General features: G+C 52.0%; 23 protein-coding genes. 20 read left to right on the plus strand and 3 right to left on the minus strand.

Annotation, left to right across the window (positions count from 1 at the left end):
• Positions 1 to 207 precede the first annotated feature (207 nt).
• Positions 208 to 2157, plus strand: coding sequence for a penicillin-binding protein 2 (gene mrdA, locus ACMV8I_RS18340; protein ID WP_498866628.1), 1950 nt, complete (start codon positions 208 to 210; stop codon positions 2155 to 2157).
• Positions 2158 to 2520: 363 nt separating this feature from the next.
• On the opposite strand, the gene ACMV8I_RS18345 is transcribed toward mrdA, so the two are convergent.
• Entirely contained in the window at positions 2521 to 2649 is a 129-nt protein-coding gene (locus tag ACMV8I_RS18345) for a hypothetical protein (RefSeq protein WP_498866629.1), read from the minus strand.
• Between the two features lie 99 nt (positions 2650 to 2748).
• Here ACMV8I_RS18345 and ACMV8I_RS18350 point away from each other — a divergent pair, with 99 nt between their 5' ends.
• The 6 genes from ACMV8I_RS18350 (at position 2749) to ACMV8I_RS18375 (ending at position 9708) form a co-directional block, all read left to right on the plus strand.
• The gene (locus ACMV8I_RS18350) at positions 2749 to 4188 is read left to right on the plus strand and encodes a sensor histidine kinase (RefSeq protein WP_498866630.1); all 1440 of its coding nucleotides are present in this window, start codon (positions 2749 to 2751) and stop codon (positions 4186 to 4188) included.
• Between the two features lie 28 nt (positions 4189 to 4216).
• Positions 4217 to 4963 carry a two-component system QseEF-associated lipoprotein QseG gene (gene qseG / locus ACMV8I_RS18355; protein ID WP_498866631.1) on the plus strand — a complete coding sequence of 249 codons (747 nt, stop codon included), beginning with the start codon at positions 4217 to 4219 and terminating at the stop codon, positions 4961 to 4963.
• The gene (gene glrR, locus ACMV8I_RS18360; RefSeq protein WP_498866632.1) at positions 4960 to 6297 is read left to right on the plus strand and encodes a two-component system response regulator GlrR; all 1338 of its coding nucleotides are present in this window, start codon (positions 4960 to 4962) and stop codon (positions 6295 to 6297) included. The genes qseG and glrR overlap by 4 nt, the downstream gene beginning before the upstream one ends.
• A 125-nt stretch (positions 6298 to 6422) precedes the next feature.
• Positions 6423 to 6761, plus strand: a complete 339-nt coding sequence (gene glnB / locus ACMV8I_RS18365; protein ID WP_169405210.1) for a nitrogen regulatory protein P-II — start codon at positions 6423 to 6425, stop codon at positions 6759 to 6761.
• 374 nt (positions 6762 to 7135) lie between these two features.
• Complete coding sequence (glyA, locus tag ACMV8I_RS18370) at positions 7136 to 8389, plus strand: serine hydroxymethyltransferase (protein WP_498866633.1); 1254 nt, start codon at positions 7136 to 7138, stop codon at positions 8387 to 8389.
• A 170-nt stretch (positions 8390 to 8559) separates the two neighbouring features.
• The gene (locus tag ACMV8I_RS18375; protein WP_498866634.1) at positions 8560 to 9708 is read left to right on the plus strand and encodes a 3-phenylpropionate MFS transporter; all 1149 of its coding nucleotides are present in this window, start codon (positions 8560 to 8562) and stop codon (positions 9706 to 9708) included.
• Here the strand turns inward: ACMV8I_RS18375 and csiE are convergent.
• Positions 9705 to 11000 (minus strand): stationary phase inducible protein CsiE, encoded by a 1296-nt coding sequence (gene csiE, locus ACMV8I_RS18380; protein WP_498866635.1) that lies wholly within the window; start codon positions 10998 to 11000, stop codon positions 9705 to 9707. The two genes, ACMV8I_RS18375 and csiE, sit on opposite strands and share 4 nt — an antisense overlap.
• 203 nt (positions 11001 to 11203) lie before the next feature.
• Between csiE and ACMV8I_RS18385 the strand changes: the two genes are divergently transcribed.
• Both ACMV8I_RS18385 and ACMV8I_RS18390 read left to right on the plus strand, forming a co-directional pair.
• Entirely contained in the window at positions 11204 to 11875 is a 672-nt protein-coding gene (locus tag ACMV8I_RS18385) for a DUF1007 family protein (RefSeq protein WP_498866636.1), read from the plus strand.
• A complete protein-coding gene (locus ACMV8I_RS18390) occupies positions 11866 to 12882 on the plus strand; it encodes a nickel/cobalt transporter (RefSeq protein ID WP_498866637.1) in 1017 nt (338 codons plus the stop codon). Before ACMV8I_RS18385 ends, ACMV8I_RS18390 begins: the two co-directional genes overlap by 10 nt.
• 72 nt (positions 12883 to 12954) lie before the next feature.
• Here ACMV8I_RS18390 and suhB read toward each other — a convergent pair whose 3' ends face one another.
• Positions 12955 to 13758 (minus strand): inositol-1-monophosphatase, encoded by an 804-nt coding sequence (gene suhB / locus ACMV8I_RS18395; RefSeq protein WP_498866638.1) that lies wholly within the window; start codon positions 13756 to 13758, stop codon positions 12955 to 12957.
• 127 nt (positions 13759 to 13885) lie between these two features.
• On the opposite strand from suhB, the gene trmJ reads away from it, so the two are divergent.
• The 11 genes from trmJ to ispG all read left to right on the plus strand — a co-directional run bounded on the left by trmJ (position 13886) and on the right by ispG (position 25637).
• Positions 13886 to 14635, plus strand: a complete 750-nt coding sequence (gene trmJ / locus ACMV8I_RS18400) for a tRNA (cytosine(32)/uridine(32)-2'-O)-methyltransferase TrmJ (protein ID WP_498866639.1) — start codon at positions 13886 to 13888, stop codon at positions 14633 to 14635.
• A gap of 104 nt (positions 14636 to 14739) precedes the next feature.
• A complete protein-coding gene (iscR, locus tag ACMV8I_RS18405) occupies positions 14740 to 15234 on the plus strand; it encodes a Fe-S cluster assembly transcriptional regulator IscR (protein WP_498866640.1) in 495 nt (164 codons plus the stop codon).
• Positions 15235 to 15742: 508 nt separating this feature from the next.
• A complete protein-coding gene (locus ACMV8I_RS18410; RefSeq protein WP_498866641.1) occupies positions 15743 to 16963 on the plus strand; it encodes an MFS transporter in 1221 nt (406 codons plus the stop codon).
• A gap of 105 nt (positions 16964 to 17068) precedes the next feature.
• The gene (locus ACMV8I_RS18415; RefSeq protein ID WP_498866642.1) at positions 17069 to 18238 is read left to right on the plus strand and encodes an IscS subfamily cysteine desulfurase; all 1170 of its coding nucleotides are present in this window, start codon (positions 17069 to 17071) and stop codon (positions 18236 to 18238) included.
• 95 nt (positions 18239 to 18333) lie between these two features.
• Positions 18334 to 19644: an aminopeptidase PepB gene (pepB, locus tag ACMV8I_RS18420; RefSeq protein WP_498866643.1), complete on the plus strand. Its 1311-nt coding sequence runs from the start codon at positions 18334 to 18336 to the stop codon at positions 19642 to 19644.
• Positions 19645 to 19714: 70 nt separating this feature from the next.
• Positions 19715 to 20572, plus strand: coding sequence for an enhanced serine sensitivity protein SseB (sseB, locus tag ACMV8I_RS18425; protein WP_498866644.1), 858 nt, complete (start codon positions 19715 to 19717; stop codon positions 20570 to 20572).
• Positions 20573 to 20757: 185 nt separating this feature from the next.
• Positions 20758 to 21183 carry a nucleoside-diphosphate kinase gene (ndk, locus tag ACMV8I_RS18430; RefSeq protein WP_140470980.1) on the plus strand — a complete coding sequence of 142 codons (426 nt, stop codon included), beginning with the start codon at positions 20758 to 20760 and terminating at the stop codon, positions 21181 to 21183.
• 255 nt (positions 21184 to 21438) lie between these two features.
• Positions 21439 to 22647 (plus strand): dual-specificity RNA methyltransferase RlmN, encoded by a 1209-nt coding sequence (gene rlmN / locus ACMV8I_RS18435; protein WP_498866645.1) that lies wholly within the window; start codon positions 21439 to 21441, stop codon positions 22645 to 22647.
• Positions 22648 to 22754: 107 nt separating this feature from the next.
• Positions 22755 to 23513 carry a type IV pilus biogenesis/stability protein PilW gene (pilW, locus tag ACMV8I_RS18440; protein WP_498866673.1) on the plus strand — a complete coding sequence of 253 codons (759 nt, stop codon included), beginning with the start codon at positions 22755 to 22757 and terminating at the stop codon, positions 23511 to 23513.
• Complete coding sequence (gene rodZ, locus ACMV8I_RS18445; RefSeq protein WP_498866646.1) at positions 23503 to 24474, plus strand: cytoskeleton protein RodZ; 972 nt, start codon at positions 23503 to 23505, stop codon at positions 24472 to 24474. Before pilW ends, rodZ begins: the two co-directional genes overlap by 11 nt.
• 41 nt (positions 24475 to 24515) lie before the next feature.
• The gene (ispG, locus tag ACMV8I_RS18450) at positions 24516 to 25637 is read left to right on the plus strand and encodes a flavodoxin-dependent (E)-4-hydroxy-3-methylbut-2-enyl-diphosphate synthase (protein WP_498866647.1); all 1122 of its coding nucleotides are present in this window, start codon (positions 24516 to 24518) and stop codon (positions 25635 to 25637) included.
• Positions 25638 to 25832 lie beyond the last annotated feature (195 nt).

Below are 25832 nucleotides of genomic sequence, written 5' to 3' on the forward strand. Positions count from 1 at the left end.
AGTGCAGACTGAACCCGGCCACTGTGCCGGGTTTTTTATTGCCCAGTGAAGGTATGGCTGAAGTATTCATAAATAGAAACATTACTGCCACATCATTAGCACACTTCTGGTAGTCGCTCCGGTGCTTACGGGCTAGACTTGCGCACTTTTCACCTCTGCGTTTTCTCCACTGCATAAGAAACCGACCAGAAAGGTACCTGCCCGCTTATGGCTTTACTCAATGACGAAATCCGCGACCATACTGCCGAGTCCGTCCTTTTCGTCCGCCGTGCCATCATTGCCTTTATGGTGGTGGTACTGCTCTCAGCCATTCTGGTGTTCAACTTGTATCGTTTACAGGTAGGAATGCATGACTTTTACCAGACTCGCTCCAATCAGAACGACATCAAAATGCTGCCGATAGCCCCAAGTCGGGGGCTGATTATGGACCGTAATGGCGTCATCCTTGCTCGTAATATCACCCTCTATCAGCTTGAGGTGATCCCCGGCAAAGTGGACGATCTCAACGCTACACTGCGGGCGCTGACGCCGATTGTTGATCTGACCAAAGACGATATTGATGCTTTCCATGATGCGATGTATCACGGGCGGAAGTTCGCACAAATTCCCCTGAAACTGGCACTCAGCGATCTCGAAGTGGCACGTTTCTCCGTCAATCAATTCAAATTTCCAGGCGTGTCGATCAGCACCTATCAGCAGCGGCAATATCCTTATGGCGCTGAGTTAGCGCATGTGGTGGGTTATGTGTCTAAAATCAACGATAGAGATGAACAACGGCTCGATAAAGAAGGCATCTCCGAGAACTACGCTGCCGATCATAATATTGGTAAACAGGGCGTAGAAAAGTACTACGAAAATATCCTGCATGGTCGCACGGGTTATCAGGAAGTCGAAGTGGATAACCACGGCCACGTCGTTCGGCTGTTGCGCGAGGTACCGCCGCAGGCTGGCCAGAATATCTATCTGACATTGGATCTTGATTTACAGCAGTACATCGAGAAAGTGCTGAAAGGCCAGCGGGCGGCGGTGGTCATAATGGACCCGCGCGACGGCGGTATTAAGGCGATGGTCTCTAGTCCGAGTTACGATCCCAATCCGTTTGTTAACGGTATTTCCAGCAAGCAGTACAATGCCTTGCTGAAAAATCCGGATCTGCCACTGATCAACCGTGTGACGCAGGGCCTCTATCCGCCGGCATCAACCATCAAACCTTTTATGGCGACGTCGGCACTGTTTGCTGGCGTGATCACTCCGCAAACCACGTTCTTCGGCGCACCGACCTGGATTCTGCCTGGAACCGATCGTCATTATCGCGACTGGCTTAAAACGGGCCATGGCCTGCTTAATGTCACCAAAGCCATTGAGGAGTCCGCCGATACCTTCTTCTATCAGGTGGCCTATGAGATGGGCATTGATCGCATCCACGAATGGATGACTAAATTTGGTTACGGTCAGCCCACTGGTATTGATCTGGACGAGCAGTACAGCGGGTTGTTACCAAGCCGTGACTGGAAAATGCGGGTACACAAGAAAGTTTGGTATCAGGGAGATACCGTGTCCGTGGGCATCGGGCAGGGTTACTGGGTGGCGACACCGATTCAGATGGTACGCGCGTTAAGTGCGCTGGTGAACAATGGTAAATTGAAAACCCCGCATCTGCTCTATTCTAGCAAAAAGGGTAAAGTGATCACCCCTTATCTGCCGCCGCCTGCCGCGCAAATTGCCGATCCGAAATCACCAATCTGGGGCCTCGTACGAAACGGTATGTTTGGTATGGCAAACTTGCCGAATGGCACCGGCTATAAGCTATTCCATACCGCACCGTATCAGATTGCGGCGAAATCAGGGACGTCGCAGGTTTTTAGCTTACGCGAGGACCAGACCTACAATGCCAAGATGACGCCAGTACGCCTGCGTGACCACATCTTTTATACCGCATTTGCGCCCTATAAAAACCCGACGGTAGTGATGGCGCTGATTTTGGAGAACGGCGGAGGGGATGGCGTGGTGGCTGGCCCAACGGCCCGCGCCATCTTAGATCATATTTTCCTGCCGCCTGAAGTCGTAGCGAAATGTGATCCTGCCAAAGTGGATAACCCAGCCAACTGCGAGCAGGACGTTCCTGCCTCTAATGCGCTGGGTTTCAGTGAACATTGATTACTTCGGCTGAAAGCCAGGCAACTGTGTCTAAAAATAGCGACAAAGGGCTATAGGGATGTCTCAAAATGGAGACATGTAACTATTTGATTTTTATGAAAATAAATTCCATGTCGTTTATGTGTTGTTTTTTGGCGACGCTTTGTTGAATTTTATGTCGCGTTAATCATTCCTTAATGCGATGTTAAAAAATGCGGATTTTTATATTTCAATAAAAACAATGCTTTATAATTAAAATTTGAAGGTTGGCATATATTATGCATACTAGGCGTAGTTGCTCATTCAATTAATTATGAAAGCCTGCGCTAATCCGCAATCAACGCCCATAATGCCCGAATGACGCCAAAGAAAGGTGCCTATCGTTCACAATACCGATAATCGCAGCGCAAGCTCGTTATCAAGCATCGAACGACACGTTGAGTGAGGCACCACCTCTTCCGGTTTGCTGAATGCCGCCCTGGCGTTCAGCAACACCAACCTGCAAAAAGTCATCCCTTTTCTCATCTTCTTCTCCAATGCTTCTTTTGTCTGACTCTTTTCTGGCTGTCACTGCGTTACTCAGTTAGCATTTACAGATCGCCAGCGAATGAGATGAAAGCGTTGAAAAGAGGAAACCTATTTCCCGGCTCCCTGCGTCAGCTTGTGCTGATGGCCTTCTTGCTGGTGTTGCTGCCTTTACTGGTGTTGGCTTACCAGGCTTATCACAGTCTTGACCGTCTCAGTTCTCAGGCGGCTGAAATCAACCGCACCACGCTGACCGACGCACGTCGCAGTGAAGCGATGTCCGGCGTGGCGCTGGAAATGGAACGTAGTTATCGCCAGTACTGCGTGTTGGACGATGCCACGTTGTCCCTTCTTTATCAGACGCAACGCAAGCGTTATTCGCAAATGCTGGAGGTCCATGCGCCAGTGTTGCCTGACGTGCACTATTACCAGACGCTGCGAGCACTGCTCACTCAATTAACCGATCTCAAATGCGCGAATAACAATCCGACGCCGGCCTCTGCTGGCGAACTGGAAAATTTTGCCCGCTCGAATGCTGAAATGGTACAAGCCACCCGTGAAGTGATTTTCTCTCGCGGTCAACAACTGCAGCGGGCGATTGCCGAACGCGGGCAGTTCTTTGGCTGGCAGGCTCTGGTACTGTTTCTGCTCAGTGGCGCGCTGGTTCTATTGTTTACAAGCATGATCATCGGCCCGGTGAAAGGGGTGGAGAAGATGATTAACCGGCTGGGGGAGGGCAAGCCGCTCGGTAATGCTGCCAAATTTAAAGGCCCACGCGAGATCCGCTCGCTGGCACAGCGCATTGTCTGGCTGAGTGAGCGACTGGCCTGGCTGGAATCCCAGCGGCATGAGTTTTTGCGTCATATCTCGCATGAATTGAAAACCCCCCTGGCCAGCATGCGGGAGGGCACTGAACTCTTGCAGGATGAGGTGGCGGGGCCGCTGACGCCGGATCAAAAAGAGGTCGTGGCGATCCTTAATGACAGCAGCCGGCATCTGCAGACGCTGATCGAACAACTGCTCGACTACAACCGTAAACTGGCCGATGGCCCAACCGAAAAAGAACAGATCGATCTTGCTGCTATGATTGAAAGCGTGGTGGCGTCGAACAGTTTGCCAGCGCGGGCCAAACAGATCCGTAGTGAAGTGAACATTGGCGCGCAATCCTGCTGGGCAGAACCGACATTACTGATGCGGGTACTGGATAATCTCTACTCCAATGCGGTGCACTACGGCGCTGAATCCGGTACCATCTGGGTGCGCAGTCAGCAGTTGGAAAACCGGGTGGTTATTGATGTTGCTAACAGCGGCCCTCCCATTCCCGAGGCAGAACAGACGATGATCTTCGAACCTTTTTATCAGGGAAGCCAACAACGCAAAGGCGCTGTAAAAGGCAGTGGTTTGGGACTGAGTATTGCACAAGATTGCATACGCAGAATGCGCGGTGAATTAAGACTGGTGGCCGTAGAGGACGCCGACGTCTGTTTTCGTATTGAATTGCCATTAACGGCTGAGAAATACCCATAATGATCCCATCTTCAGACAGGAGCGCCTGATGGCGACTGTAAACCCTGTTTTATTACCCTTTGCCGCGGCTTTGCGCCGTGCCGCACTGGCGCTGATCGCCGTGCCCGCGTTGCTGATGGGGTGTACACCCCATTCTACCAGTGACGGCTATTATCGCCCGATTGAGGATATGATCCCGACCAGCAAAGTGATCGATTTTCGCGTGGCTCCTTGTGAAACTTTATGGGCTCTTGATGACGGTGAGACCATGACTAACTCACTTTACTGGTTACGGGCAATGGACTGCGCCGATCGCATGAGCGATACGCAGGCCCGTTTTCAGGCGCAGCAGATCAAGGCGAGCCGTTGGGATTCCGTGTTCAAGCAGAGCATTTTGATCTCCGGCACCGACCCCGATCAGCAGCAGCGGCGGGCTTTGCTAACACGTGTCAATCAGTACCGTGCGCAGATGCCGGGCGCTATCCGTCCTCTGGTACAACTCTGGCGCGAACGTCAGACGCTGCAGGTTACGCTGGGTGATGAGAAAAGCCGTAATGCCCGCCAGCAAGAGGTGGCGGAGAGTAAGGTGGTGTTGATGACGCAGCAGCAAGCTGCATTGCAGGCCAGTCTCGCCGATACGCAACTTAAGCTAAAAAACCTGACAGAGATTGAACGTCAGCTCTCTTCGCGCAAACAGATGCAAAGCGATTTACCGGACAGCGACAGCACCACTGCTCCTCAAGTTAAACCGGAAGAAACGTACAAGACGCCTGCCAGGGAGAAAAAGACCCCATGACTCTGCGTAAAGCCTCCAGTCTGTTACTGGTTGACGACGACCCCAGCCTGCTTAAATTACTGGGTATGCGCCTGACCAGCGAAGGTTTTCGCGTCACTACCGCCGGCAGCGGTGCTGAAGCCTTGCGCCTGCTAAACCGCGAACGCATTGATCTGGTACTGAGCGATTTGCGCATGGATGAAATGGACGGGATGGCCCTGTTTGCCGAGATCCAGAAACATCAGCCGGGTATGCCGGTGATCATTCTTACCGCGCATGGCTCGATCCCCGATGCCGTGGCTGCCACCCAGCAGGGCGTGTTCAGCTTTCTGACCAAACCGGTTGACCGGGATGCGCTTTACAAAGCTATTGATGCCGCACTCTCACTGTCTGCTCCTGCCAGTGATGAAAGCTGGCGCGAGGCTATCGTGACGCGTAATCCGGCGATGCAGCGTTTACTGGAACAGGCCAATATGGTGGCGCAGTCTGACGTCAGCGTACTGATTAACGGCCAGAGTGGCACCGGCAAAGAGGTGCTGGCGCAGGCTATTCATGCCGCCAGCCCGCGCGGTAAAAAAGCCTTTACTGCTATCAACTGCGGCGCTTTGCCCGAGCAACTGCTGGAGTCTGAGCTGTTCGGTCATGCCAAAGGCGCTTTCACCGGTGCCGTTAGCAGCCGCGAAGGGCTGTTTCAGGCGGCGACCGGCGGCACGCTGTTCCTCGATGAAATTGGCGATATGCCGCTGTCGTTGCAGGTTAAATTACTGCGGGTATTGCAGGAGCGCAAAGTGCGCCCGCTCGGCAGTAATCATGACATTGATGTCGACGTGCGCATCATTTCTGCCACTCACCGCAACCTGCCTAAAGCAATGGAAAAGGGTGAGTTCCGCGAAGACCTGTTTTACCGGTTGAACGTGGTGAGCCTGAAGTTGCCCACGCTCGCTGAGCGTGCCGAAGATATACCGTTACTGGCCATTCATCTGCTGCGGGCCTCTGCGCAGCGCCACAAGCCTTTTGTGCGCAGTTTTTCAACCGATGCCATGAAGCGGTTGATGGCCGCCAGCTGGCCCGGCAATGTTCGCCAGTTGGTCAATGTTATTGAGCAGTGCGTGGCGCTGACGTCGGCACCGGTGATCAGTGAAGCACTGGTGCAACAGGCGCTGGAAGGGGAGAACACTGCGTTGCCGACCTTTGTTGAAGCTCGCCATCAGTTCGAATTGAATTACCTGCGTAAGTTATTGCAGATAACCAAAGGTAACGTCACCAACGCGGCACGGATTGCCGGACGTAACCGAACCGAATTCTACAAATTGCTCTCCCGTCACGAGCTGGAAGCGACCGACTTTAAAGAGTAGCAACTCTGCTCTGCTACTATATGATACCTTTAGGCCTGCCTGTGCGTTGACGACGGCAGCGCGAATGTGAAACATGCTGCCGCTCAGGAAGGCGGAGAGCAAACGAATGATGATAAGGGTCCGCCATGAAGAAAATTGATGCGATAATTAAGCCGTTCAAACTCGATGACGTGCGTGAAGCACTGGCTGAAGTTGGGATCACCGGAATGACTGTGACTGAAGTGAAAGGATTCGGGCGTCAAAAAGGCCATACCGAACTCTATCGCGGCGCGGAGTACATGGTGGATTTCCTGCCAAAAGTGAAGATTGAAATTGTGGTGGCTGACGACATCGTAGATACCTGCGTCGAAACTATTATGACCACTGCGCAGACCGGTAAAATCGGCGACGGTAAAATCTTTGTTTTCGATGTGTCCCGCGTGGTGCGTATCCGTACCGGCGAACAGGACGAAGAAGCGATCTGATTTTCAGTCCCTCTTTGACGCTGAAAATGAAAAAGGCTGACATTGCGTCAGCCTTTTTTGTGGTTGCTATTTAGCGAGTCAGTTCACTTTATGCGGGCCGAAGCATTCGTAGCGAATGCGGTCAGCGTCAATTCCCTGCGTCAGCAGTTGCTGCGCGTGTGGTCACAAAGCTGAAAAATATGCATGGCATGCTGAAGAAATCTCCCTTGATTATGCAGAGTGTTTAGTAGATCAAAGCCTTGCCACCACTGGAGCCAATCGTTTGCCTAAAAACCTTGAGCTGGCCCTATCCGCAGGCGTCTTAAACATTTACACTGTGGCGCAGAACCCGGAAGGGGCATTTAATCTTTAGTTTGTTGAGTCAGGAGATGCAGATGTTAAAGCGTGAAATGAACATTGCCGATTATGATGCTGAGCTGTGGGCAGCAATGGAAAAGGAAGTGGTTCGTCAGGAAGAACATATCGAGCTGATTGCTTCAGAAAACTACACCAGCCCGCGTGTTATGCAGGCTCAGGGCTCTCAACTGACCAACAAATATGCCGAAGGTTATCCGGGCAAACGCTATTACGGCGGCTGCGAGTATGTTGATATCGTAGAGCAACTGGCTATCGATCGTGCAAAAGAGCTATTTGGTGCAGATTTTGCCAACGTTCAGCCGCACTCTGGCTCGCAGGCTAACTTCGCGGTCTATACCGCACTGCTGCAACCGGGTGACACCATTCTGGGGATGAACCTCGGTCATGGCGGCCACTTGACTCACGGTTCACCGGTCAACCTGTCCGGTAAACTGTACAACGTAGTGCCTTATGGCATTAACGAAAGCGGTGACATCGATTACGACGATGTGAAACGCCAGGCTGAACTTCACCAGCCAAAAATGATCATCGGTGGTTTCTCGGCTTTCTCCGGTATCGTTGACTGGGCAAAAATGCGCGAAATCGCTGACAGCGTTGGCGCTTACTTCTTCGTCGATATGGCGCACGTTGCAGGTCTGATTGCTGCGGGTGTTTATCCGAACCCGGTGCCACACGCCCACATCGTTACCACTACCACGCATAAAACTCTGGCCGGACCGCGCGGTGGTTTGATTCTGGCGAAAGGCGGTAGCGAAGAGTTCTACAAAAAACTCAACTCAGCCGTATTCCCTGGTGGTCAGGGCGGCCCGCTGATGCACGTGATTGCCGGTAAAGCGGTCGCGCTGAAAGAAGCGATGGAACCTGAGTTTAAAGTTTACCAGCAACAAGTGGCTAACAACGCCAAGGCAATGGTCGCCGTGGTGTTGGAACGTGGCTACAAAGTCGTTTCCGGTGGCACGCATAACCATCTGTTCCTGATGGATCTGGTGGATAAAAACCTGACCGGTAAAGAAGCGGATGCCGCCCTTGGCCGCGCCAATATTACCGTTAACAAAAACAGCGTGCCAAACGATCCGAAAAGCGCTTTCGTGACCTCTGGTGTGCGTATCGGTACTCCGGCTGTGACCCGCCGTGGTTTCAAAGAAGCGGAAGTCCGTGAACTGGCTGGGTGGATCTGCGATGTTCTCGACAACGTTAACGATGAAGCGACTATCGAACGCATTAAGCAGAAAGTTCTCGATATCTGCGAGCGCTTCCCGGTTTATGCCTAATCGCGTCAGTTAAAACGTTTTTTTCGAACCGACAAAACCCGCGAAAGCGGGTTTTTTTTGGAATGACGCCATAACTGTGAGCTGCTTTGCATTCTTTCCTTCGAAACATCACCGCCGATTGCTAGCCAGTGTGACCTCTGTCAAAGTATTGCCCTCAAACCGGAGGAATTATGGTATTGCGTTCAACCTATTGGCTGGCACTTAGCTATTTCACCTATTTTTTCAGTTACGGTATTTTCCTGCCTTTCTTTGGCGTGTGGCTTAAAGGTGAGGGCATCTCTTCTGAAAGCATTGGTTTGTTGTTGGGGGCCGGTCTGGTTTCACGCTTCCTCGGTACCTTGATTATTTCCCCCGCCATCAAAGATCCCGCACATTTAGTCACAGGCCTGCGCATTCTGGCGCTACTGACCCTGGTCTTTGCCGTCGGTTATTGGTTCGGCAACAGTTGGGCGTGGCTGATGATCAACATCGCGGGCTTCAGCCTGTTCTTCGGCCCGCTGGTTCCGCTAACGGATGCTTTATCAGGTACGTTGCAACGGCAAATCAATATGGACTATGGCAAAGTCCGCGTCTGGGGTTCGATCGCCTTCGTGATTGGCTCCGCCCTCACCGGTAAGCTTGTCTCAGTGTACGGTCACAACGCGATTCTGTATTCGCTGACCGTCGCCGTGGCGGCGATGCTACTCGGCATGTTGCTGCGCCCGAGCGTGAAACCGGTGGGCGAGAAGCGCGAAAGCAATGCGCCGACCGTCTCATGGAAAGCTCTGCTCAGTGAAACCCCGGTGTGGCGCTTTCTGTTGTGCGTCACTTTATTACAAGGTGCACACGCGGCTTATTACGGATTCAGTGCCATTTATTGGCAGGATCAGGGGTATTCGGCGTCAGTGGTGGGCTACTTATGGTCACTGGGTGTCGTAGCGGAAGTGCTGGTATTTACCTTCAGTAATCAGCTCTTCCGCCGCTGGTCAGCGCGCGATCTGTTATTGCTGTCGGCCTGCTGCGGCGTGGTGCGTTGGGCGCTGATGGGAGCCTTCATTGAACTGCCATGGCTGATTCTGATTCAGATCCTGCATTGCGGTACTTTCACCGTTTGCCATCTGGCGGGTATGCGGTTTATCGCGTCACGACCAAGGGATCAGGTGATCCGTTTGCAGTCGGTCTATTCGGCACTGGCGATGGGAGGGGGTATTGCGGTAATGACCATGGTGTCGGGCTTTTTGTTTGAATATTTGCACGCAGGGTTATTCTTCGTGATGGCAGCACTGGCGATTCCGGCTATTTTCCTGCGACCAAAAGTGACGCCGACTGCGTCGGCTTAAGGGGCTTCGAGCAGCGAGCGGATACGTTTTCGCTGCTCTTTTGTCAGAGGAAGCTGAGTGTGGATCACCAATGGATCGGCGTCGGTTATCTTGGTGGCGTAAGGTGTAACGATCATTGCAACGCCGTCCGGTGCGCCATGCTGCTGGAACTCCACCAGCGTTTGATATTCAATATTAAGCGGCAGTAATGTCGCCTCACGGATTTGCTGCTCGACCGCCTCTTCCAGTTGCGGGTTATGGTGGGTCAACAGCAAAATCTGTTTCTCCTGCAGTGCATTGCCCTGCATCAGCCACGCGCCAAAAGTCACCGCCACCAGACCAATCTCCTCTTCTGAAAGACGAATGTGATACTCCTGTTGAAAACTCTCCAGCGCCCTGCGCGTGGTGCGCACCAGCCGCGGATACATACGGGTCACTTCATCTTGCAGTGAACTGTCGATGCCGATGGAAAAATGGCAGCGTTCAATGGCCGGGCCAAGATGGGCAAACAACTGACGGATTAATCCTTCGTCGCTGCTGAATTTCATTCCGGCAACATCCTGAAAGCTGGCCACCACCTGCTCAACCTGGTGTATCAGTCGCCGATCTTCATCTGAGCCTGAACTGTGATAGCTGTGATTTTTCAGCAATCTGAGCAGCAGGGTGAAAAAGTCACGCTCACCCTCAGCCAGTAAACCCGCACTGAGTTGCTGCAATTGACTGAACAGCATACTGGCAGCGGTGTATTCCGGCTTCTCGCGCAACCACTGGCATTGCAGAGCATCAAACTGAATGGGGCCGAAGGGGGAGTTGGATTGCTCGGCGTTCTGCCAAAGGCAATATTGTAGATAGATACGCAGAAATTCTCGATCGCGTTCGCTAAATTCACGCCCAAGTTGTATGGCACATTGCACAATTAATGTCGTTAACTGCTGCTGGCGAAAACTGTTGTCAGCAAAGGAGTGCGGCCGCATTGCCCGATGCAGCCAGGGAGTGAAATGGTCGGCGATAAACCAGGGAGACGTGCGCAGGGTGCGGCGCAATCCGTTGAACAGACACAACCGCTGATCCAGCAATTTTCCCTGTAAATGACAGGCATCTTCGCCATACGGGAGAATATCAAGATGATGTAAGCGCTGGATCTCGCGGGTGACCTCGGCAATATCTTGCCGGGTTGTCGGGAGATCAGTGCCGTTGATTCGGCCGATCGTCTCCAGTTGCACCGCCGATAATGGCGCATACAGCATCAACAGAACATGACAGCGTCGTTGTTGACCGGAGAGCTCAGGCACGGGGTTAGTGTCCAGGCTCATAGAATTATCCGTTACCATTCAAAATGAAATTATACGTTAAGCATAGCAAATCACCGGTTGCGCATCGGGTGAGAGTTCAGGGTTTTACACCGGCTTACAACTCAGATCACAGATATTTCTTTCGATTGCTTAAACGGTTAATAAAAAGCTGTTACGTTATAACAATGAAATGTGATGTGTGATTGATTTTACGGGCCTTAACCATGGAAAAGACCTCTTTTTACGCCAGAAACCGGCGTTATATCAGCAGTAATATATTGCTGCTGAGCAGCTTTCTGGCATTGCCGGTGTCCGTTTCGGCACACCCGCACAGCTTTATTGATATGCAAACCACGCTGGTGATTCAACAGCACCAACTGACCGGCCTGAAAATGGTCTGGACGATGGATGTGATCACTTCCGCTGACTTGCTGTATGACGCGCATAAAGCCAACGCTGATTCCGATATCTGGAAAAAACTGGCCGCCGAAGTGATGGCCCGCGTGCTCAGTCAGCACTATTTCACGGATTTTTATCGCGACGGTAAACCGGTTAAATACCTGGATCTACCCAGTGAATATAAGCTGTCACGTAAAGGCGATCAGGCGGTGCTGGAATTTGTAATGCCGCTGGCCGTGCCGCAGCCGTTAAGCGGGAAGCCGATGGTTTTCTCTACGTTCGATCCGAGTTACTTCGTGGATATGACCTATAAAGATCAGAGTGCGCTGCATCTGCCGCCTGAAGTGGCGCAATCCTGCACGCTGAGTTTATTTACCCCTAAGCCGGATGCCTCACTGCAAAGCTATGCGCTGTCGCTGGATAAGGCCAATGCGCCGCCCGAAGAAATGGATCTTGGCCAGCAGTTTGCGCAAAAGGTCACCGTACAATGTCATTGAATATAATTGAACATCGCCGTCATTGGGCCTGGGATGTCTGGCCGCTACTGCTGTTTTTGCTGCTGCTGGCCATAGGCGGTGCATTGTTTTGGCAATACTGGCCGCGCATTTTACTCGACAGTATTATCTGGCAGCGCGATTTACACCAGGAACTGGCAACGCTTTTACAGCGGGTGAAAGCCAGCCCGCACCAGGCCGGTCTGACGCTGATGGGCTTTAGTCTGATTTACGGTATCGTCCACGCCGTTGGGCCGGGGCATGGCAAAATTGTCATCACCACCTATCTGGCTACCCATCCTTCCCGATTGAAAAATAGCCTGAAACTGACGTTTGCCTCCGCGTTGGTGCAGGGGTTGGTGGCGGTATTATTAGTCACGGTGATGCTGGGTGTGCTTCAGCTGTCTTCTCGCCAACTGCACGAAAGCAGTTTCTGGCTGGAGAGGGGCAGTTTCATTCTGGTGATGCTGCTTGGTGTTTTGCTCTGCTGGCGCGCTATCCGACGCTGTTACAGCACCCTGAAACGTCTCAGGCAGCAGGCAGGTTTACATATTCATCGTCTGCGGCCGTTGGATGAAAACCATGTTCATGACGACCACTGTGGCTGCGGGCATCAGCATCTTCCCACCGATCGGCAGCTTCAGACCGGCAGTGACTGGCGTACGCAGGCGACTATTGTTCTGGCGATGGGGCTGCGGCCCTGTTCCGGGGCCATCATGGTATTGCTGTTTTCCAAGGTGATTGGTGTCTATTTCTGGGGCGTGCTTTCGGCGCTGATGATGGCGCTTGGGACATCGATCACGGTATCGATGATCGGTTTGCTGGTGTTTTATAGCCGGGCGATAGCGGTAAAGCTTGGTGCGAAACGAACGCCAGCTGCGTGGCAAACTGTGGCGTGGTCAGCAGTGGCGCTGGCGGGTGGGGTGATCCTGCTGTTGGCCGGGGTGCTGTTGTACAATGCCAGCGCTGTGTCAGTCGGCGGGGGAATTGGCCCCTTCGGTCAAGGATAGTGGCCGGATTTCAGGTATAAAAAAACGGATGCTTTGGCATCCGTTTTAGATTGCTGAGTGGCATAACGCAGACTAACGCTTCAGGGCTTCACTCAGTTCATCGCGCATGGTGGTCAAAATACCTTTCACTACGCGCGGGTTACCGGCAACCACGTTGCCAGAAGTGTAATGGTTGTGGCCGCCAACAAAGTCGGTCACTACGCCGCCAGATTCACGAACCAGCAGTTCGCCACCCGCGAAATCCCAAGGTTTCAGGCCGATTTCGAAGAAACCATCAACGCGGCCTGCAGCCACGTAGGCCAGATCCAGCGCAGCAGAGCCAGTACGGCGAAAGTCAGCGCATTGGCCAAACAGTTTGCCGAGGATATTCATGTAGCTGTTTGCGTGTTGTTTCACTTTGAACGGGAAGCCGGTCGCCAGAATGGTGCCGTCCAGATCTTTCGCTGCGGTGCCGCGCAGACGGTAACCGTTGAGCTGTGCGCCCTGACCGCGGCTGGCGGTGAACAGTTCGTTACGCATTGGATCGTAAACTACCGCCACTTCAGTGCGGCCTTTGATGCGCACGGCGATAGAAACAGCAAAATGAGGGAGACGTTTAACGAAGTTGGTAGTGCCATCCAGTGGGTCAATAATCCATTGTACATCGTTGTCTTCGCCTGCCAGCTCGCCACACTCTTCACTGATGATGGTGTGCTTAGGGTAGGACTTACGAATAACGTCAATAATCAGATGCTCTGCATCACGATCAACGTTAGTAACAAAATCATTGGTGCCTTTCTGAGTGACTTCGACAGAATCAGGCGTTTCGTAATGTTTGGCAATCAGGTTACCGGCCTTGCGCGCAGCGCGCACGGCGATGGTGAGCATCGGATGCATGGATATCTTCCAACTAGGATGTTAAAGAACGGGAATACGGGAAACGGCGCGCAGTATAGCAGGGGTTCGTAAAGTTGACTACCGTTGTGTTAAGCTGTTGTGATTTTCCGCTACGCTCAGAGTCTCTATGCTGCACAATATCCGCATCGTTTTGGTTGAAACCTCCCACACGGGAAACATGGGGTCGACCGCCCGTGCCATGAAAACCATGGGCTTATCTAACCTTTATCTGGTTAACCCGCTGGTTAAGCCTGACTCCCAGGCCATCTCTTTGTCCGCTGGCGCCAGTGATGTTATCGGCAATGCGAAAATCGTTGATACGCTCGACGAAGCGCTGGCCGGTTGTAGTCTGGTGGTCGGTACCAGTGCACGTTCACGCACGCTGCCGTGGCCAATGCTCGATCCGCGTGAATGCGGTGAGAAAAGCGCACAAACCGCTGAAACCGCGCCGGTCGCTCTGGTGTTTGGTCGCGAACGTGTCGGTCTGACCAACGAAGAGCTGCAAAAATGTAATTACCATGTCTGTATTCCGGCTAATCCAGAATATAGCTCGCTGAATCTGGCGATGGCCGTGCAAATTATTGCTTATGAAGTACGCGTCGCGCATCTGGCTTTGCTCGAAGCAGACAAACCGGCCGTTCAGATGGAAGAAGAGGAAGCTTATCCACGGGTGGATGACCTCGAGCGCTTCTATCAGCATCTTGAACAAACCCTGCTGCAAACCGGCTTTATTCGTCAGGCGCATCCGGGGCAGGTGATGAGTAAACTGCGCCGTTTGTTCACCCGTGCGCGTCCTGAATCTCAGGAGTTGAACATCCTGCGGGGCATTTTGACCTCGATAGATAAAGGGATCCCTATCGATAAAGGCCATAAATAATACTTGAGTAAATTACTAGGTTAAATAGTTGACTGTTTTACTCGGGAATGGCAGACTCATTTGCATGTTCTACCCCATCGTATTCATCAACAGGTAACCATGCTATGAGACTGACATCCAAAGGTCGTTATGCCGTAACCGCTATGCTTGACGTGGCACTGCATTCACAGGACGGTCCGGTGCCTTTAGCCGATATTTCCGAACGCCAGGGCATCTCTCTTTCCTACCTTGAACAGCTGTTTTCGCGTTTGCGTAAAAATGGTCTGGTCGCCAGTGTACGTGGTCCGGGTGGTGGTTATCTGCTGGGTAAAGATGCCGGTGAGATTGCCGTTGGTGCGGTGATCACTGCCGTTGACGAATCGGTTGACGCTACCCGCTGCCAGGGTAAAGAAGGCTGCCAGAATGGCGAACGTTGCCTGACTCACACCCTGTGGCGTGATCTGAGTGAGCGCATCAGCGGCTTCCTCAACAATATTACGCTGGGTGAACTGGTCAACAATCAGGAAATCCTGGAAGTGGCCGACCGCCAGAACGGTGAACCACGGCGTCAGACCAGCAGCCGCATGCTTGAAACGATCAACGTTAATTTAAGAGCCTGAGTCTCTTTAGACTGACCATTTTTAGAATGCTCATAGGGCTGCCAGTAGCAGCCCTATGAGCGCTGAAGAACCTCACGCTTTTCGTGGGGTTCTTCTTTTTGAATGACTGAAAACCGCTCGCGATATTTTCTCCCGTTACCCCCTTCATACTCTAAGTTGCAGACTGCGCTTGCTCACCCCAGTCGCTAAGTTATCTAAGCTTCCAGGGATTGACGAGCTTGCCCCTTGCTGCAGCTCGACTTATTTTTTGTACAGTAATAAAAAATAAAGCTGCGTCAGCAGCGCTGTTTCGTAACCGCAAAGCTTCTCTCCATCGTCTCTTTCGACATTTTCTGTCGTTGACGGGGCTAACGGCTTTTTTACGGCGACCTTTTACTCGGAGACGATACTGTCAGCCTGTACTTTTTTTCAGTTTTGCGTTGTAGACTGAAATCGATACATTAAGGCACATACCTTATTTTCACCTTTTAAAATGAGTAACGAGCATATTCATTGCCTGGGATCATTTATGAAATTACGTTCACTGCAGGTTCTCTGTTTACTCAACTTTTTTATCGCCGATGTCCGCGACGGGATTGGGCCTTTTTTAGGAATATTTCTGATATCCCATCGCTGGCAGGCTGATCAGATTGGTCTTGTGATGACGTTGGGCGGTCTGGCTGGATTGTTGGCCACTTTTCCTGCAGGAATGATTGTCGATTCCACGCGTTATAAACGTCTGCTAATTATGGTCTCATCGGTGCTGATTACTTTGAGTACACTTGCACTCTGGTATTTCCCGACGTCCACCGTTGTGATTTTATCGCAAATTATTACAGGTTTATCGGCAGCTATCGTCGCACCAGCTATTGCTGGAATAACTTTAGGCATTACCGGCCAGAAAGACTTTTTGGGACAAATGGGCAAAAATGAAGCCTTTAACCATAGCGGCAACATGGCGGTTGCACTGCTGGCAGCTTTAACATGCTGGATTTGGGGGGTTGGATCCGTATTTTTACTCATGACCGCTATGGCCGTGTGCACCATCCTGTGTATATCCGCGATTAACAAAAACGATATAGACCATAATGTGGCCCGGGGTATTGAAATACGCGAAGGCCCTGTAGTATCTGTCTCTTTTTTTGTGTTGCTAAAACGACCTGAACTAGCCGTAGTGGGGTTGACTCTGCTTCTTTTCCACCTGGCAAATGCGGCACAGCTGCCAATGTTGAGCATGCGGGTAGCCTCCTCAATCTCTGGCTCAATGTTCACGCCGGGCACATATACCGCGCTAACGGTGGTTATTTCGCAGGCGGTCATGATCCCCGTAGCATTGCTGACTGCGCGATATGCTTCTCAGTATGGCTATGGAAAGCTGATCGTAATTGCACTCATCGCGTTGCCGTTGCGTGCTGCTATTGCGTCTTTTTGGAACAATGAGTTCGTTTTATTCCCTGTACAGGCGCTGGACGGTATTGCAGCTGGTATTCTGGGTGTGGCCGTTCCTGGACTTATAGCTTCGCTGTTTAATGGCACGGGACATATCAACGCAGCGCTGGGCATCGTGATGTTATTGCAAGGGCTGGGTGCTTCACTCAGTCCTGCTGTGGCTGGCGCAATTGTCAGCCACACGTCATGGAGTTTCGCATATCTTATTCTTGGGGGAATTGCCCTGTGCGCCCTTTCAATCTGGGTTGTTTTTTGCAAGCATGTCTTTAATTCTGCAGGCGGAATGGAGAGATATGAGTAATAATGACACCCATACTTGGCGGGTTTTATGATCGGTCAGGTGAGCACTTGTACACCCCGTTTTTCACTTTTTCGTCCCCAATGCGCAGTACGGAGTCTGCCCGCCATGAAACTACCTATCTATCTGGATTATTCTGCCACTACGCCTGCTGATCCGCGGGTTGCGCAGGTCATGATGCAGTGTCTCACTTTGGACGGTATTTTCGGTAATCCGGCTTCCCGTTCGCATCGCTTTGGCTGGCAGGCGGAAGAGGCCGTGGATGTGGCCCGTAACCAGATTGCCGAACTGATCAACGCCGATCCGCGCGAAGTGGTGTTCACTTCGGGCGCAACCGAGTCGGATAATCTGGCGATTAAAGGCGCTGCGCACGCGTGCCGCGAAAAGGGTAAGCACATCATTACCAGTCAGACTGAACATAAAGCGGTGCTGGACACCTGCCGTCAATTGGAAAGTGAAGGTTTCGACGTGACCTATCTGGCACCGAACCGGGACGGTTTTATTCCTCCGGTTGCCGTTGAGGCTGCGTTGCGTGATGACACCATTTTGGTCTCAATCATGCACGTGAATAATGAGATCGGTGTGATTCAGGATATTGCCGCCATCGGTGAATTGTGCCGCAGTCGTGGTGTTATTTTTCATGTGGACGCCACGCAAAGTGTGGGTAAAGTGCCGGTGGATCTGAGTGAACTGGCTGTGGATCTGATGTCTTTTTCCGCGCATAAAATCTATGGCCCGAAAGGTATCGGTGGCTTATACGTTCGCCGTAAACCCAAAGTTCGCATCGAAGCACAAATTCACGGCGGCGGGCATGAGCGCGGCATGCGTTCAGGGACATTGCCGGTGCATCAGATTGTCGGCATGGGAGAAGCATTTCGCATTGCGAAAGAAGAGATGGCCGAAGAAGCACAGCGCCTGCATGCATTACGCGATCGCTTGTGGCATGGTATCCAACGCTTAAGAGACGTTCATCTCAATGGCTCGCCAAAACATGCAGCCCCCAATATTCTGAATGTCAGTTTCGCCGGTGTTGAAGGTGAATCGCTGATTATGGCGCTGAAAGATCTGGCGGTGTCGTCCGGTTCGGCCTGTACCTCCGCCAGTCTTGAACCGTCCTATGTCTTACGCGCTTTGGGCCTGACTGAAGAGTTGGCCCATAGTTCTATCCGTTTCTCGTTAGGACGTTTCACAACGGCAGAAGAGATAGACTATGCTGTTGAACTGATTGTGAAATCCGTCAGTCGGTTACGCGAATTACCGCCAGTTTTTTCTTCTTAACAAAATTGGATAAAACGTTACAGAACGTCAGGGCGTAAAGCCTGCCATTGAAGATAGAACTTTCATTGAGAATAAAAACAAGCAGGAGTGCAGTTATGAGTTCCGAAGTTACCACCAATGAAGCCATGTCCATTTTCATCTCTTCCCAGTCTGCCGACGCGCGCTGGGGCGAGAAAGCCACGCTAAGCACGAATGCAGAAGGCATGACTATCCACCTGACCGCTGGCGATGCGCTGACAGCGATTGCCCGTGCAGCACGCCGTATCGACGGTCAGGGTGTGAAAAACGTAAAACTGGCCGGTGATGGCTGGGATCTGGAAAACAGCTGGGCATTCTGGCAGGGCTTCCGCGGGCCAAAAGGCAGCCGCAACGTTGAGTGGGCTGAACTGTCAGCCGAAGATACTCAAACCCTGCAGCAGCGCCTGAAAATTATCGACTGGGTTCGTGACACCATCAACCTTCCGGCCGAAGAGTTAGGGCCGGAGCAACTGGCCACCCGCGCCGTGGATTTGATGTGCGAATTCGGCAATGGTCACGTGAATTATCGCATTACCAAAGGCGATGACCTGCGTCAGCAAAATTATGCCGGTCTGCACATCGTGGGCCGTGGTTCTGACCGCTCACCGGTACTATTGGCACTGGACTACAACCCAAGCGGCAACGCTGACGAACCGGTTTACGCCTGCCTGGTGGGTAAAGGCATCACCTTTGATACCGGTGGCTATAGCCTGAAGCCGAGCGCGGGTATGGACTCCATGAAAGCCGACATGGGCGGCGCAGCCACCCTGACCGGTGCTCTGGCGCTGGCGGCAGCCAACGGCCTCACCAAACGTGTGAAGCTCTATCTGTGCTGCGCGGACAACATGGTCAGCGGCAATGCGCTGAAACTGGGCGACATCATTCGCTACCGTAACGGCAAAAGCGTGGAAGTGATGAACACCGACGCCGAAGGCCGTCTGGTGCTGGCTGATGGCCTGATCGATGCCTCTGAGCAAAACCCGGAGCTGCTCATCGATGCGGCAACCCTGACCGGTGCGGCCAAAACCGCACTGGGTGGTGAGTATCACGCGTTGTTCAGCTTTGACGATGAACTGGCAGCTGAATTACAAAACAGCGCTAAAGCCGAGCACGAACCTTTCTGGCGCTTACCGCTGGAAGAGTTCCACCGCACGCATCTGCCGTCCAACTTTGCGGACCTGAATAACATTGCAGGCCCGGCGCACACTGCTGGCGCAAGCACGGCGGCGGCGTTCCTGTCCCACTTTGTTAAGAACTACAAAAAGGGCTGGTTACATATCGACTGCTCTGCGACCTACCGTAAAAGTGCGGCTGACCAGTGGTCTGCCGGTGCGACCGGTTTAGGCGTTCGTACTGTTGCTAACCTATTGTTGGCGAAAGCTAAATAGATTTCTTTGTATGACAGAAAGACCACAACGGGGCACTGAAAAGTGCCCCGTTTTATCGGAGTGAAAGAACATGAGTGTCCCGCACGATCACCTGCCAGCGGCAGCCGCGGCTAACAATGAAAATGAACTTGAGCGCTTGCTGCGTCTGTCGGTAAAGGAAGCTGCGTACCGCCCGGCGTTCTATCAGGCTTTGCTTGAAGCGACGGTGTATGTGTTGGGTGATGCCGGTCAGGAAGAAGAGGGTGCCGGTGAGGTGGCGATCACTGCTGGCAGCGAACTGAATTTGCTGCATTGGGAAAAGCAGGACGGAATGTCGATTATCCCTCTGTTCTCGTCGCTGGAAGTGCTGGAACGCGCCAGTGCCGGAGAGAGCCCGCAGGAGCAGGCTTTTGTGGCGCTTCCTGCCAGGGTTCTGTTTGAAATGACCCAGGGTGAGGAGTTGTTCCTCAATCCTAAATCTGAATATGGTAAAGAGTTCATGCCGAGCGAAGTCACCCTGCTGCTCAGCAATGGTGGGCTAAATGCGCCTGCGGAACTGGTGCTGGATAAAGAGAGTCAGCTGATGATCGGCCCGCCGCCGGAGTATCCTTCAGCGATGATCGATGCCCTGACCACGCTGTTTAGCCAGAAGAAACCGGTGCGCAGGGCATTCCTGGCATTGATCCACGATAAGGCCGCCGATGAATTACCCAACCTGCTGGTAGGCGTAGAGGCAGACGGAACCGAAGCTGAGGTAGATGCCCTGATCCGTGAAGCGGGCAATGTCGCCAGCGAAACCTCGCCGGACGATCAGCCGGTAGATTTCTGCATCGTCTCCGAGAAAGAGCGCGGCATCAGTCACTACCTGATCAGTCATACCCAGCCGTTCTATCAGCGGAAGTGGGGAAGCTGGCTGCGCAATATTATTCCGTCGTCTGGCAAAGCCTGATTAGGTGACGTCATAGTAACAAAGGGGCCACTGGCTCCTTTTCACTTGTTGACACATTTATTTAACGAAATGTTGTGATTCCGGTAGGCAATCTTAACTTCGCCCCCTATAATTTGCGCCATTTTACGGCAGGTATAACATTAATTTAACCGGCCCTACCTATAAGAGTCAGCCAGAGGTTTTACATGACTATTCAACGTACTTTTTCCATCATCAAGCCAAACTCCGTAGCTAACAACGACATCGGCGCAATCTACGCGCGTTTTGAACGTGCTGGTTTCACGATCATCGCGTCTAAAATGCTGAAACTGACCAAAGAGCAGGCTGAAGGTTTCTACGCTGAACATAAAGGCCGTCCTTTCTTCGACGGTCTGGTTGAGTTCATGACCTCTGGCCCAATCATGGTTCAGGTTCTGGAAGGCGAAAATGCCGTTCAGCGCAACCGTGACATCATGGGTGCAACTAACCCAGACAACGCTCTGGCCGGTACTCTGCGTGCTGACTTCGCTGACAGCTTTACCGCTAACGCCGTGCACGGTTCTGATGCTGTTGAATCAGCACAGCGTGAAATCGCTTACTTCTTCACCGAAAGCGAAATCTGCCCGCGTTAAGATTTTTTGGCCGGGTTTTTTGCAAGGATTCACCCACAGATACAATAAATAGTTGAGTCTGACCTTTCAAACATAGAAACCCTGCCCTAAAATTTGTACAATGTTGCGCCCCGAATGAGCCAGCCTCTTTGGGGCGTATGTGTTTTTAACGCGCTGTCGTTAAATACGCAGTTAAAAATGTATTGCAGGCTACTTCTTCATAAGCTCTGCACTTCCCTGATGCCATAACGTGTAACAACGAGGCCAATTCGTATTATGTTTGAATCAAACACGCCCGAGCAAAACTTGTCTGACCTCAATTCAGAACTGACTTCTCAACCCGCTGATGCAGTGAATACTGTGGAGCCTGTGGTTGCCAAAATTAACCTTCTTGACCTTAACCGCAAACAGATGCGTGAATTCTTCGCCAACATGGGCGAGAAACCCTTCCGTGCCGATCAGGTCATGAAGTGGATGTACCATTATTGCAGCGATGATTTCGAGCAAATGACCGACATCAATCGCCCACTGCGTGAAAAGCTGGCCCGGGTTGCCGAGATCCGCGCGCCGGAAGTGGCACTGGAACAGCGCTCTACCGATGGCACCATTAAATGGGCTATCAAAGTGGGCGATCAGCAGGTCGAAACCGTGTATATCCCGGATGGCGACCGCGCAACGCTGTGCGTTTCTTCGCAGGTGGGTTGTGCGCTGGAATGCCCTTTCTGCTCAACCGCTCAGCAAGGCTTTAACCGTAACCTGCGCGTGTCCGAGATCATCGGTCAGGTGTGGCGTGCGGCGAAAATCATTGGTGCGGCCAAAGTGACCGGCACGCGTCCGATCACCAATGTGGTGATGATGGGCATGGGTGAACCTTTACTCAACCTGAATAACGTCGTTCCTGCGATGGAAATCATGCTTGACGACTTCGGTTTTGGGCTATCCAAGCGTCGTGTAACACTATCAACATCAGGTGTAGTCCCTGCGCTGGATAAATTGGGTGACATGATTGATGTAGCGCTGGCCATCTCACTGCATGCGCCGAATGACACTATTCGTGATGAAATCGTCCCGATTAATCGCAAATACAACATCGACGCTTTCCTGGCAGCCGTAGGGCGTTACATCGGTAAATCCAACGCTAATCAGGGCCGGGTGACGATTGAATATGTGATGCTAGATCATATCAACGATGGTACTGAGCATGCGCATGAGTTGGCAGAGCGCCTGAAGAATACGCCGTGTAAAATCAACTTAATCCCGTGGAACCCGTTCCCCGGCGCGCCCTATGGCCGCAGTTCAAACAGCCGAATTGATCGTTTTTCAAAAGTACTGATGGATTATGGTTTTACCGTTATTGTGCGTAAAACTCGTGGTGATGATATTGATGCGGCCTGTGGTCAGTTGGCAGGTGAAGTCATCGACCGCACCAAGCGTGTATTAAAGAAAAAGATGGCCGGTGAATCTATTGCCATCAAAGCAGTCTAAAAACGGTGATGCGACATTCTGCCTGACGACGGGGTTAACCGCGGTAAGGCAGACCGTTATGTTTTTCTGAAGTCGGGCCGGTGGCAGAATAAAGGGATTTAAGCATGATGAGTAAACTCGGATGGAGACAGGCAGTTGCGCTAAGCTTTACCTTCTGCCTGCTGGCAGGTTGTTCAGGTTCTAAAAATGAGCCAGAGCAGGCCACTGGCGCTTTGCAAACTCGCCTTGAGCTGGGTATGGCCTATTTGTCTCAGGGCAATATGGCCGGCGCGAAGTCGAATTTACAGAAGGCTGTAGACGGGGCGCCAGATGATTATCATACCCAGTTGGGCATGGCGCTTTATGAGCAAAAAAACGGCGATAATAGTGCGGCTCAAAGCCGTTATCAACAGGCTTTGAAGTTGGCTCCGCAAAATGGAACCGTCCTGAATAATTACGGTGCGTTTCTGTGTAGTTTAGGGCAGTATGTACCGGCACAACAGCAGTTTAGCGCAGCGACTAATGTCCCTGATTACGGTCAGGTGGCTGACAGTCTTGAAAACGCAGGCTACTGTTTTCTGAAGGCCAATCAGAATGAGGAAGCACGCGTGTTACTGAGTCGGGCATTAAAAACTGATCCTGATAAAGGTGGGCCTTTGCTTGCCAATGCAACCAGACAGTTTGGCGAAGGGAAACGCGCGCAGGCGCAATTACTACTGGATGTCTACCAACATGTTCTGCCAGCCAGTGCTGAAAGCCTCATGTTACAGATTCGATTCGCTGCGTCAGCAAGCAACCCGGTTAGCGTTCAGCGCTACGGCAAGCAGCTGGCGCGAAGTTTTCCACAATCTCAACAGTACCAGCAGTTCTTAGCTAATGAATACTGAAGCCCCCAAAGAAAATAAAGAAACAATGACGCCAGGCGCACGCCTGAGTCAAGCTCGTGAACAGCTGGGACTGACTCATCAGGCCGTTGCAGAACGCCTGTGTCTGAAAGTCTCGACTATTCGCCAAATTGAAGAAGGGACCACGCCGGCCGATCTCGCGCCTACGTTTTTACGTGGTTACATTCGCTCCTACGCTAAATTAGTTCATGTACCCGAAGACGAACTTTCAAGCATGATTGGCAAACAAGCGCCAATTAAAGTGCCGAAAGTTGCCTCGATGCAAGGTTTCTCACTCGGTAAGTCACGTAAGAAACGTGATGGATGGTTGATGGGCTTTACGTGGTTAGTCGTGCTCGTGGTTCTCGGCCTGACTTGCGCATGGTGGTGGCAAAACCATCAGGCACAACAGCGAGATATCGTTACGATGGCTGATCAGTCAACGGCGCAGTTAAATCAGGATAACGGCCAGGGGCAGTCAATTCCCCTGACCAATGGTGACAGCCCTAATTCCGGACCAACAGAAGGCGAACCTAACCAGGGTACGCCGCCTGCTGATGAAGTCACCGGTGCTGTTCCGGCACAGCCTGCGAATACCGCTGCGGCATCTAATGCCCCAGCGACTCAAGCTCAGCAAGCTCCTGTCGCCGTCTCTACCAGCCAGAACACGGCTGAAAGCGGTCTGCCGACTGCCAATGCACAAACTGCAGGTACCGATACGGATACTGTGGCACTGACGTTCAAGTCAGATTGCTGGCTGCAGATTGACGATGCTTCTGGCAAAACGTTGTTCAGCGGTATGAAGAAAGGTGGCGAATCCTTAAGTGTTAAAGGAACAGCCCCGTACAAACTGAAGATTGGTGCACCTGGTGCTGTTGAAATACAATTCCAGGGTAAACAGGTTGATTTGAGCCGTTTTGTTAAATCAAGCCGTGTTGCGCGGTTTACTCTGGCTGCCGAATAAACCGGCGGTCCGTAAATTTTTGCAACAAGGGAGAGTAAGTCATGCATAACCAAGCACCCATTACCCGTCGAAAATCAACCCGGATTTACGTCGGCAAGGTGCCAATCGGTGATGGTGCGCCGATTGCCGTGCAATCAATGACCAACACCCGTACTACCGATGTCGCTGCTACTGTAGCGCAAATCAAAGCGCTGGAACGTGTTGGCGTTGATATTGTGCGCGTGTCGGTGCCTACAATGGATGCCGCCGAAGCCTTCAAACTCATCAAGCAGCAGGTCAATGTCCCGTTGGTCGCCGATATTCACTTCGACTACCGTATTGCGCTGCAGGTTGCAGAATATGGCGTGGACTGCCTGCGTATTAATCCGGGCAACATCGGTAACGAGTCCCGCATTCGGTCTGTCGTTGACTGCGCGCGTGACCACAATATTCCAATACGAATTGGTGTGAACGGCGGTTCTCTGGAAAAAGATATCCAGGAAAAGTACGGCGAACCTACGCCTGAAGCTCTGCTTGAATCCGCCATGCGTCACGTCGATATCCTCGATCGTCTCAACTTTGATCAGTTTAAAGTCAGCGTAAAAGCCTCTGATGTTTTCTTGGCCGTTGAGTCATATCGCCTGTTGGCTTCGCGCATCGACCAGCCGTTGCATTTAGGTATTACCGAAGCCGGGGGGATGCGCAGTGGTTCCGTAAAATCTGCGATTGGTCTTGGCTTGCTGTTGTCCGAAGGTATTGGCGATACGCTGCGTATCTCACTGGCCGCCGATCCTGTGGAAGAAGTTAAAGTCGGTTTCGATATTTTAAAATCCCTGCGTATTCGAGCCCGCGGTATCAATTTCATTGCCTGCCCGACGTGTTCGCGCCAGGAGTTTGACGTTATCGGTACGGTAAATGCACTGGAACAGCGCCTTGAGGATCTGATCACCCCGATGGATATCTCTATTATCGGTTGCGTGGTTAACGGACCTGGCGAAGCACTGGTTTCCACCATTGGCGTGACCGGTGGCCATAACAAGAGCGGTTTTTACGAAGACGGCGTGCGCCAGAGAGAGCGCTTTGATAACGAAAAAATGATCGACCAGCTTGAAGCGAAGATCCGTGCTAAAGCGGCCATCATGGATAAGAGTAATCGTATCGTTATCAATCATCTTGAAAAGTAACATCGGTTGCGGGCGCGTTTAAGCACCTGCATTATATTGAACCCGACCAGCCCTTCATACTTGAAGCTGCATCTGCGTTAACTGCGTTTGTTCCCCCGAATCACTTACTTGAGTAAGCTCATCGGGATTCTCTCGCTTGCCGCCTTGATACAGCACCAATTATTTTGGTCAGAGTGGGAATGTCTGCGCGTTGAA

The organism is Ewingella sp. S1.OA.A_B6 (assembly GCF_049889095.1).
Classification (GTDB): domain Bacteria; phylum Pseudomonadota; class Gammaproteobacteria; order Enterobacterales; family Enterobacteriaceae; genus Ewingella.